The sequence below is a fragment of the Longimicrobium sp. genome, from assembly GCF_035474595.1.
Taxonomy (GTDB): Bacteria; Gemmatimonadota; Gemmatimonadetes; order Longimicrobiales; family Longimicrobiaceae; genus Longimicrobium.
The window spans coordinates 63,767-73,183 of the sequence record NZ_DATIND010000022.1 but is presented as its reverse complement, the minus strand read 5'-3'; the positions used below and the strand labels follow the sequence as shown (position 1 = coordinate 73,183).

At 69.9% G+C, this 9,417-nt stretch carries 10 protein-coding genes; 6 read left to right on the top strand and 4 right to left on the bottom strand.

Going from position 1 to position 9,417, the window contains the following annotated elements; translation table 11 throughout:
- The 6 genes from VLK66_RS03620 to VLK66_RS03595 form a co-directional block, all read left to right on the top strand.
- The coding region (locus tag VLK66_RS03620; RefSeq protein ID WP_325308007.1) for a xanthine dehydrogenase family protein molybdopterin-binding subunit at window positions 1-2,105 on the top strand (2,105 nt) is incomplete at its 5' end.
- Window positions 2,106-2,229: 124 nt separating this feature from the next.
- The gene (locus VLK66_RS03615; RefSeq protein ID WP_325308006.1) at window positions 2,230-2,787 is read left to right on the top strand and encodes a Uma2 family endonuclease; all 558 of its coding nucleotides are present in this window, start codon (window positions 2,230-2,232) and stop codon (window positions 2,785-2,787) included.
- 15 nt (window positions 2,788-2,802) lie between these two features.
- Entirely contained in the window at window positions 2,803-3,444 is a 642-nt protein-coding gene (locus VLK66_RS03610) for a Uma2 family endonuclease (RefSeq protein ID WP_325308005.1), read from the top strand.
- Window positions 3,445-3,534: 90 nt separating this feature from the next.
- A complete protein-coding gene (locus tag VLK66_RS03605; protein ID WP_325308004.1) occupies window positions 3,535-4,263 on the top strand; it encodes a hypothetical protein in 729 nt (242 codons plus the stop codon).
- On the top strand, window positions 4,260-4,817 hold the full coding sequence (locus VLK66_RS03600; protein WP_325308003.1) for a hypothetical protein: 558 nt from the start codon (window positions 4,260-4,262) through the stop codon (window positions 4,815-4,817). Before VLK66_RS03605 ends, VLK66_RS03600 begins: the two co-directional genes overlap by 4 nt.
- A 1-nt stretch (window position 4,818) precedes the next feature.
- Window positions 4,819-5,460 (top strand): LON peptidase substrate-binding domain-containing protein, encoded by a 642-nt coding sequence (locus tag VLK66_RS03595; RefSeq protein WP_325308001.1) that lies wholly within the window; start codon window positions 4,819-4,821, stop codon window positions 5,458-5,460.
- A 269-nt stretch (window positions 5,461-5,729) separates the two neighbouring features.
- On the opposite strand, the gene VLK66_RS03590 is transcribed toward VLK66_RS03595, so the two are convergent.
- The 4 genes from VLK66_RS03590 to VLK66_RS03575 form a co-directional block, all read right to left on the bottom strand.
- On the bottom strand, window positions 5,730-6,578 hold the full coding sequence (locus VLK66_RS03590) for a menaquinone biosynthesis protein (protein WP_325307997.1): 849 nt from the start codon (window positions 6,576-6,578) through the stop codon (window positions 5,730-5,732).
- Between the two features lie 168 nt (window positions 6,579-6,746).
- A complete protein-coding gene (locus VLK66_RS03585; RefSeq protein WP_325307995.1) occupies window positions 6,747-6,956 on the bottom strand; it encodes a hypothetical protein in 210 nt (69 codons plus the stop codon).
- A gap of 179 nt (window positions 6,957-7,135) precedes the next feature.
- Window positions 7,136-7,858 (bottom strand): nucleotidyltransferase family protein, encoded by a 723-nt coding sequence (locus VLK66_RS03580; RefSeq protein ID WP_325308009.1) that lies wholly within the window; start codon window positions 7,856-7,858, stop codon window positions 7,136-7,138.
- A 16-nt stretch (window positions 7,859-7,874) separates the two neighbouring features.
- Complete coding sequence (locus tag VLK66_RS03575; protein WP_325307993.1) at window positions 7,875-9,410, bottom strand: RapZ C-terminal domain-containing protein; 1,536 nt, start codon at window positions 9,408-9,410, stop codon at window positions 7,875-7,877.
- Between the last annotated feature and the right edge of the window lie 7 nt (window positions 9,411-9,417).

The window sequence follows — 9,417 nt, the reverse complement described above, 5'->3', positions numbered from 1 at the left end:
CGGACGAGAACGCGCTGGCGGTCGACAAGGCGCGCTACATCGGCGACGCGGTGGCGGCGGTGGCGGCGGTGGACGAGGACACGGCCAACCGCGCGGTGGAGCTGATCCGCGTGGAGTACGAGGTGCTGGAGGCCATCCTGGACCCCTTCGAGGCCGCCCGCCGCACGGACGTGCAGATCCACGAGGCCAAGAAGGCCGGGCACAACGGCAACATCAGCAAGATCGTCAAGCTGGACTTTGGCGAGGTGGAGCGCGGGCTGCGCGAATCCGACGTCGTCATCGAAGGCGAGTACTTCTTCGAGGGCACCACGCACGTGCCCATCGAGCCGCACTGCGCCATCGGGATGTGGGAAGAGGGCGGCGCGCCGGGCGGGCGGCTGACGGTCTGGTCATCCACCCAGGTGCCCCACTACCTGCACCGCGAGCTGGCCAAGGTGCTGGAGCTGGACCCGGCGCGCGTCCGCGTCATCCAGCCCACCGTCGGCGGTGGATTCGGGGGGAAGAGCGAGCCGTTCGACCTGGAGTTCTGCGTCGCGAAGCTGGCGATGAAGACCGGGCGCCCGGTGAAGATCCTCTACACCCGCGAGGAAGTGTTCCTGGCGCACCGCGGCCGGCACCCGTTCAAGATGCGCTACCGCGTGGGCGCCACGGCGGACGGGAAGCTGACGGCGGTGGATGCGAAGACGCTGCTGGACGGCGGCTCGTACTCGTCGTTCGGGCTGGTGACCACCTACTACTCGGGGCAGCTGCTGACCGCGCCGTACGAGATGCCGGCGTACCGCTTCCACTCCACCCGCGTCTTCACCAACAAGCCGGCGTGCGGGCCCAAGCGCGGCCACGGCAGCGTGCAGCCCCGCTTCGCCTTCGAGGTCTCGCTCGACAAGCTGGCCGAGCGGCTGGCCATCGACCCCATCGAGCTGCGCCGCCGCAACTTCATGGGCGGCTACCGGCGCACGGTGAACGAGCTGCGGGTGACGTCCAACGGCTTCCTGCAGTGCCTCGATTCCGTCGAGCGCGCCAGCGGGTGGAAGACGAAGCACCGGAAGATGGGGTTCGGGCGCGGGGTGGGCGTGGCCGGCTCGTGCTACATCTCGGGGACCAACTACCCCATCTACCCCAACCGGATGCCGCAGTCGGCCGTGCAGATCCAGGTGGACCGCAGCGGCCGGGTCACGGTGTTCAGCGGCGCCAGCGACATCGGGCAGGGCTCGGACAGCGTCCCCGCGTACATCGTCTGCGAGGAGCTGGGGGTGCCGCTGGACTACGTGCGCGTCCTGGCCTCCGACACCGACCTGACGCCGGTGGACCTGGGCGCGTACTCGTCGCGCGTCACCTTCATGATGGGCAACGCCTGCGTCGACGCCGCGCGCAAGATCCGCAAGCAGGTGCAGGAGGCGGTCGCCGAGGAGTGGGGCGTGAACCCCAACCGCGTCCTCCTGGCCGGCGGGCGGGCGATGGACGGGCAGGACACGGGGCGGAACATCCCCATCCGCGAGGCGTTCAACCTGGCCGAGGCGCGCTTCGGGACGCTGGGCGCGGTGGGCAGCTACAACACGCCCAAGGACGTGCACGGCGACTACCGCGGGGGGACGATCGGCGCCAGCCCGGCGTACTCGTTCACCGCGCACGTGGCCGAGGTGGAGGTGGACCCCGACACCGGCTTCGTGGAGGTGAAGACGATCTGGGTGGCGCACGACTGCGGCCGCGCGCTGAACCCCACGATCGTGGAGGGGCAGATGGAGGGCTCGGCGTACATGGGCTTCGGCGAGGCGCTGATGGAGGAGCACATCCTGAAGGACGCCGAGCACGGCCGCGCCGGGCTGCACAACGCGCCCAGCCTGCTGGACTACCGCATCCCCACCTCGCTCGACACGCCGGAGCTGCGGTCGCTGATCGTGGAATCCATCGACCCCGAGGGCCCGTACGGCGCGAAGGAGGCGGGCGAGGGTCCGCTGCACCCGTCCATCCCCGCGATCGCCAACGCCATCTACGATGCGGTGGGGGTGCGCATGGACTCGCTTCCGTTCTCGCCGCCGCGCGTGTGGCGCGCGCTGCAGGAAAAGGCCGCCGCCCGGCGCGAGCCCGAGCGCTTCGCGGCGGATTGAGCCGCGCGAAAGCGGCCACCGTGAACTATCGCGCGTTCCTGTCCTGTTTCGTTAGCTTTCCGGAGCACGTGACGCTCCGGACGGCAGAGATCTCCGCCGTGCCGTGCGTGAATGGAGAACCGAGATGAAGATCCTCAAGCTCCCTCGACCGGCAACCGTCCAGGACCTGCTCGACCTGGACGAAAAGGCGGAGATCGTCAATGGGCAGATCGTACTGATGGGCAAGCCCGGTGTTCGCCCGGCTCGCGCCGCAGCCCGGATCTGGAAGAGCCTGGAGCAGCACGAGCTCACCATCGGCGGCGGCGTGTCCGTTCCCGAAGGCGGTGACTTCCTCGTCCAGCTTCCGAACCGCGAGTCGTTCAGTCCCGACGCCTCGTGGTATTACGGCGCCGAGGTCGATGGGCCGGTGGACGGTCCTCCGGCTCTGGCGGTGGAGGTCCGCAGCCCTGGTGACTACGGGCTGCGCGCCGAGCGGAACATGGCCGCGAAGCGTGCGGAATACTTCGCAGCGGGCACTCAGGTCGTGTGGGACGTGGATTGCCTCCGCGAGCAGCTGATCCGCGTCTACCGCGCCGACGATCCCGAGACTCCCACGGTCTACCATCGTGGCGAGATCGCAGAGGCCGAACCGGCAGTGCCCGGCTGGCGCTTCCCGGTGGACGCGCTGTTTCCCCGCGGCTGACTGGCATCGTCATCCATGGCGAAGACGATCTCCGGCTACGCGGCGTACCGCTTCCTGATCAGGGTCAAGCGTGGCCAGTGGCGCTTCGAGGCCGGAGAACTGTTCGTCCTCGACTTCGGGCGAAGGGCCACGGTTCACGATCTTCGCTGGGTGAAAGGCCAGGCCGAGATCGTCGACGACAAGTTGGTGGTCATGGCGCCGTCCGGGTGGCGAAATGCGAGGGCCCGCGGTGCCCTTCTTCACGCCCTGAAGATGTACGAGCGCGACAATCCCGGTGAAGGAGTGGTCGTCAGCTCCAGCGTTGCCTTTCTCGTGGAGGCACCGCATCGGCGCTCGATCTGCGCTGACGTGTCGTGGTACACCGGCCCGAGTTCGATTCTGGACTTTCCGCCCCTGCCGCCCGTGTTCGCGGCGGAGGTCCGCGACTATGCCAACTATGGCGACGAAGCCGAGGAGCACTTCGCCATCAAGCGCGCGGACTACTTCGCCGCGGGGACGCAGGTGGTGTGGGACGTGGACGTGCTGCGCGAGGAGCTGATCCGCGTCTACCGCGCGGACGATCCGGAGCATCCCACGATCTACCGCCGCGGCGAGATCGCGGACGCGGAGCCGGCGGTGCCCGGGTGGCGCTTCCTCGTCGACGAGCTGTGGGACTGAGCGATCCGGCTCCGTCCCGCTGTTCCATCCCTCCTAGAAATCCTGATCTCCCTCTCCGTGCCTTTCCGATCCATCTCACCGCTTCGTCCGATGACTCGCATCCGCGCGGCGCTCTGCGTTGCGGCGGCGCTGTGCCTCGCCGCGTGCGTGCCGCCGGACGCGGGGGCGCGGCCGGACGACGGCGCGCCGCGGCGTCTGGCGGAGTCGCGCCGGGGGGACGGCGGCGGCGCGCGCGAGCGGGAGGAGTGGTGGCCGCCCACGCCGGTGCCGGTGGAGACGCTGCGGGGCGTGCTCCCGGAATCGGTCGCGGGGATGGCGCGGAGCGACCGGGGCTCGGTGGACGTGAATGCGGCCATCGTCGCTCTGACGGCGGCGGAGGTCGCGTTCACCTCGCCGGACGGCGCGCGCGGCGTGGGCTTCTACGTCTCCGACGCCGGGTCGGCGGACGTGGGCGCGGGGCTGGAGATCTTCCTCGGCCTCGCCAACGGCTTCCAGCACGAGGGGCAGGGCGGATACGACCGCGCGATCACCCTCCGGGGCTATCCGGCGCACGAGACCTTCGAGCGCGACGGGTACGGCCGCACGCGCTCCGAGATCACCGCCGTCGCCGCGGGGCGCTTCTTCGTGGTCGTGGGCGGATACGGACTGGCCGAGGGCGACCTGGCGAAGCTGGCGCAGGAGATCGACTTCGGCGCGCTGCAGCGGCTGCGCGGCTACGGCGGCGCGCCGGCGACGAACGCCGCGGACGAGCAGCCCACCCACCGCGTGCCCCCGAGTGAGGAAGTACGCGCCCCCCGCCGAACGGATTCCATCCCATGAGATTTCCTTTACTCATCGCCGCGGTCGCGACGCTCGCCGCGTCGCCGCTGGCGGCGCAGCACTGCTGGCCCACGAGCATCGCGCTGGTGGTGCGCGACCCGCGCGGCGCGGTGCTCGACCCGCGCCCGCTGATGGACAGCCTGAGCTACGCGCCGGCGCGAGGGCAGGGCGCGGACTTCCAGGTGCGCGCCGCGCGGATTCATCCCGACGACACGAACGAGTTCGACCAGCCGGGTGGGATCCCCGTGATCGTGTGGTACGGGCAGGGCGATTGCCGCGTGGACGTGCGCGAGGTGGTGCTGCGCCGCGGCGGCGCGGTGATGCGGCTGTGGATGGACCTGCACCTGGATTCGGAGCGGCGGCCGGGCCCATCGGACTACCTCCTGAAAGCGCCGCAGTTCGCCGCCGGCACCTGGCGGCTGGACGTGTGCATGCTCCCCGAGCCGAAGACGAACACCTACGGCGCGATCCCGGCGCGGTGGACGCGCGTCTCCGCGTCGGGCGACGCCGCCCTCCCTTGGCAGGCGCCGCAGGGCTGCGGCGGAAGGCGCTGACGTGGACCGCCTCCCGCTCTTTCCGCTCCCCACGGTGCTCCTTCCGGGCGCGCCGATGCCGCTGCACATCTTCGAGCCGCGCTACCGGCAGATGGTGGCGCGGTGCGTGGAGGGCGACAGCCGCTTCGGGCTGGTCTACCACGACCCGGACCGCGACGGACCCTTCCACGCCGACGAGGCGCGGGTCGGCACCGTCGCGCGCATCCTCAAGTACCAGCCGCTGCCGGACGGCCGCTCGCTCATCTTCTGCGTCGGCGAGGAGCGCTTCACCATCCGCGAGGAGATCGAGGACGGCGCGCCGTACTACGAGGCGGTGGTCACGCCGTACCAGGACGCGGGCGATGCCGGTCCCGATCTCGCCGAGCGGCGGCGCGGCTCCATCGGCCTGTTCCACCGCGTGCTGCGCGAGGCCGTGGAGGCGGAAGAGCCGCCGCCCGAGATCGACGAGAGCAGCGAGGTCGCGTTCCGCATCGCGCAGACGATCCGCGTGGATCCCGCGTGGCAGCAGAGCCTGCTGGAGACGCGGAGCGAGTCCGAGCGCCTGGACCTGATCGACATCCTCCTGCGCACCGTGCTCGCGGCCCACGCGCGCGGCGAGTGGCACCCGGACGGCGACGGAGACGAGGATCTCTCCGCGATGTGATCGATGCGGGGCACTCCATCTACCGAAAACGAACGAGCGGGGCGAGACTGAAGCCGGTCTCGCCTCCGCTGTCTGTCGTACCAAAGCCTCTGAAAGACGGGATCGAACGCGGGGATCGATCGCGCAATCCGGCAGCGCACGTGCGGCCTCGCTTATAGATCCTTCGGCCTGCAACCGGTTGTGCGGGGCAACGACGGTGTGGCCGTCCTCAGGATGACGTCTCTCTGTGCGTTTGCCATGCACAGGTGATTGTCAGATCCGGTATGATTTCAACCATCTTCTATTAACCCCACGTCCGCCCAGCGCAGTTCGGGCTCGCGGTCGATCTCGCCGATCTCGGCGGCGAAGCGGTAGTAGGCGCGCAGGCCCTCGATCATCGGCGCGTCCAGCTCGAACGAGAGGCCGGCCCAGTACGCGTCCAGGAACGCCGGAGTGAAGCCGAAGTGCGCGGCCCACCGCCGCGCCAGATCGCCGCGATGCTCGGTCCCGTACATGCGCGAATCGAGCAGGGCGCGATGGAGATCGCGCAGCTGCGCGTCCGATCCGCCGGCCGCCTGCCACACGGCGAAGGCGAACGGCAGCCCCGTCATCTCCCACCACACCGCGCCCAGGTCGTAGCGGAACGGCATCTCCGGGTGCAGCCCGTCGCGCAGCGCCACGTCGCCGATGAACAGCGCGGCGTCGGCGCCGGCGGCGAACGGGTCCTCTCGCGCCTGGTCGAACCAGACGGCGCGCGGGCGCACGCCCCACTTCTTCGCCAGCAGGATCTTCAGCAGCACCACCGACGTCGCGGAGGCGGTCGGCATCGCCACGGTGGCGCCCGCCAGCTCGGCCGGGTCGCGGCGCGAGAGGAAGAGGATGCTGCGCACCGGCCCGCGCGAGCCGATCACGAAGTCGGGGAGGATGCGGTAGAGGCCGGCGTGGCGCGCGTACTCGATGCTGGAAGACGGGGCGACGTCGATCTCGCCGCGGTCCAGCAGCCCGTTCAGCACGCCGGGGATGCCCTCGGTGATGGCGATCCCGTCCGGGGCGCCGCAATCCATCAGCCGCGCGTGGACGGGGAAGCAGTTGCTGTAGGTGATGTGGCCCAGGCGCAGCGGCCGCCGTTCGTCTTCCATCTTCCCATCCGGTGATGCAAACAAGAGCGCCGGCACACATCCGTGTACCGGCGCCGCCAAAGTCTGCACCGGGCCAGCCGCCGTCAATACCGCCCGGTCGAAAACCTCCGCCCACCGCCCCTCCGGAGGGCGAGCGAGGCTACCCCGCCACCGGGCGGCGGGGGCGCGTCATTCCCAGCACGGATGGTTGCGCGTGCAGCCGGTGTTCTGGCACGTCGATACGCAGGTGACGCAGGTGTTCTCGTAGCACGTCCCGCAACCGGTGCCGTACAGCTCCGTGGCCTCGTTCGCGCGCACGGTCCCGCGCTTCCCGGCTTCCCCATCGGTGCCGAAGCTTTCCACGGCCAGCGAGTCGATGTTCAGGCTGAGCTTCTTCATACGGTCCTCCTGAAGCGTTGAAACGGGATGGCCCCGGGATGCGGCGAGTCTCCGCAGCCCATGCGATTAATGACGCAAAACATGATCCGCTCCAGGAATACCTCTGCCGGCCGCCACCCGTCTTCGCATGATCACCGTCCCAGGATCACCCATCCTCGACGGCACCATCCGCCGCCGCCTCATCCCCGCAGCTCGCCCACCCGCGCGTGCGCCATCTCCAGCTGCTCCGGACGGCCGATGTCGATCCATGTGCAATCATCCACCCGGAAGGGGAGGATCGTCTCCCCCGCCCCGGCCAGGCGGAGGTACGGGTCGAGGATGGAGAACGCGCCGCGCTCCGCCAGCAGCGCGAAGACGCGCGGCGAGAGGACGTGAATCCCCCCGAAGGCCAGCTTCCGGACCTCGCCGGCGGCGTCGCGAACCCGCAGGTCGAGGCCTTTCTTCGCATCCGTGCGCCCCATCAGCCCGCGATCGTCGAAGAGGAGGTGGCGCGCGGTGTCGCGCTCCATCACCGCCAGCGTGGCCAAGGCCCCGCTCCGCACGTGCGCGCGGTACATCTCCGCCAGCGGCACGTCGGTGAGGATGTCGGAATTGTGCAGGAAGAAAGGCGTGTCCTTGCGGAAGAGAGGTTCGCCGTGGACCAGCGCGCCGCCGGTTTCCAGCGGCTCGCCGGGCTCGGGGGAGACGTGCCACTCCACGCCGAAGCCGTCCCGCTCGCGCAGGAACGCCTCCACCTGCTCGCCGAGATGCGAGGTGTTGACGATCAGCCGGTCCGCGCCCGCGGCGATCAGGCGCCGCGCCACGCGCTCCAGCATGGGCACGCCGCCGACGGGGATGAGCGGCTTGGGCGTGCGGTCGGTGAGGGGGCGGAGGCGCGTGCCCAGCCCCGCCGCCAGGATCATGGCGTCCACGGCCGCGCTACCGGGCCGCGCCGGCGGGCTGCGTTTCCGCCTCGGCCTCGGACTCCGCCTCGGGCTGCGGGCGGTTGGCCGGCCAGTTCCCCTCCTCGCGGTGGTGCACGGCCACGTTCACCGAGGGAAAGTTCTTCTTCAGGTGCTCCGCCAGGCGGTTGGCGAAGTACACCGAGCGGTGCTGCCCGCCCGTGCACCCGAACCACACGGAAAGCGAGGTGAAGCCGCGGAGGAGGTAGACGCCGACGGAGTTGTCGATCAGCCCGCAGACGTGCTCCCAGAACTCCTCCACCTCCGGCATCGACGCCAGGAACTCGATCACCGGCTCGTCGCACCCGCAGAGCGGCGAGTACTCCGAATAGCGCCCCGGGTTGTGGATGGCGCGGCAGTCGAAGACGAAGCCGCCGCCGTGGCCGCCGCTGTCGTCCGGGTAGCCGCCCTTGTAGCTGAAGCTTCCCACGTTCACCGTCAGCCCCGGCGCCGCCTTCGGCTGCGATCTGCGCAGCGAGCCCGACGCGCAGATGCGCTCGAACACCGCGCGCAGCTCCGGCAGCTCCACGGGGATGAAGCCAGTCTCCAGGATGCGCTCGATGTTGCGGATGGCCTGCGGCACGCTCTGCAGGAAGCGCGGCTTGCGCTCGTAGAAGCCGCGGTAGCCGTACGCGCCCATGGCCTGCATGATCCGCACGAGCACGTACCCGCGGAAGTGCTGGCGGAAGCGCGCCCGGTCCACGTTGGGAAGATGCCGGTCCAGCGCGTCCAGGTAATGCTCCAGCAGCTCCTCGCGCAGCTCCTCGGGCACGCCCGCCTTGGGGTCGATGAGGAGCGAGGCCACATCGTACTGCAGCGCGCCGCGCCGGCCGCCCTGGTAGTCGATGAACCACGGCTCCCCGTCGCGCAGCATGATGTTGCGGCTCTGGAAGTCGCGATACAGGAAGTGGCGCGTGTCGGCGCCCAGCAGGAAGGTGGCGAAGCGGCGGAAGTCCTTCTCCAGCCGCGCCTCGTTGAACGGGACGTGCGCCAGCTTCAGGAAGTGGTACTTGAAGTAGTTCAGGTCCCACAGGATCGACTGCCGGTCGAACGCCGCGCGCGGATAGGCCACCGAGTAGTCCACCGCCTTCCCGCCCTCCACCTGGAAGCGCGGCAGCAGCTCCAGGATGCGCCGGTAGACAGGGACCATCGCCGCCGGGAAGGGGCTGGCGCCGTCGGCCTTGCGCGCCAGCGACAGCCCGTCGAAGAGCGTGGTCTCGCCCAGGTCTTCCTCCACGTACAGCCCCGCCTTCTCGTCCACCCCGTAGATCTCGGGAACGGGGAGGGCGATGGAGCGGAAGGCCTCGGTGTACGACAGGAACGCGCGGTTCTCCTCGCGGTCGGGACCCACCACGCCGATCGCCGTCTCCATGGCGTCGCCGACCATGCGATACATCTGCCGCTGCGACCCGTCGCCGTCCAGCGGAAGGATGGAGACGGGGTTCTTGCCGAACTTCTGCCTGAACAGGCGCCGGAAGATCTGCTGCACGGAGATGCCCTGCGTATAGGCCACGGAAACG

Bases quoted from the DNA above. Each gene is read 5' to 3' on its own strand.
- VLK66_RS03610 (WP_325308005.1), top strand. From the start codon at position 2,803: ATGGCGAAGACGATCTCCGGCTACGCGGCGTACCGCTTCCTGATCAGG.
- VLK66_RS03585 (WP_325307995.1), bottom strand. From the start codon at position 6,956: ATGAAGAAGCTCAGCCTGAACATCGACTCGCTGGCCGTGGAAAGCTTC.
- VLK66_RS03590 (WP_325307997.1), bottom strand. From the start codon at position 6,578: ATGGAAGACGAACGGCGGCCGCTGCGCCTGGGCCACATCACCTACAGC.
- VLK66_RS03600 (WP_325308003.1), top strand. From the start codon at position 4,260: ATGAGATTTCCTTTACTCATCGCCGCGGTCGCGACGCTCGCCGCGTCG.
- VLK66_RS03615 (WP_325308006.1), top strand. From the start codon at position 2,230: ATGAAGATCCTCAAGCTCCCTCGACCGGCAACCGTCCAGGACCTGCTC.
- VLK66_RS03580 (WP_325308009.1), bottom strand. From the start codon at position 7,858: ATGATCCTGGCGGCGGGGCTGGGCACGCGCCTCCGCCCCCTCACCGAC.
- VLK66_RS03605 (WP_325308004.1), top strand. From the start codon at position 3,535: ATGACTCGCATCCGCGCGGCGCTCTGCGTTGCGGCGGCGCTGTGCCTC.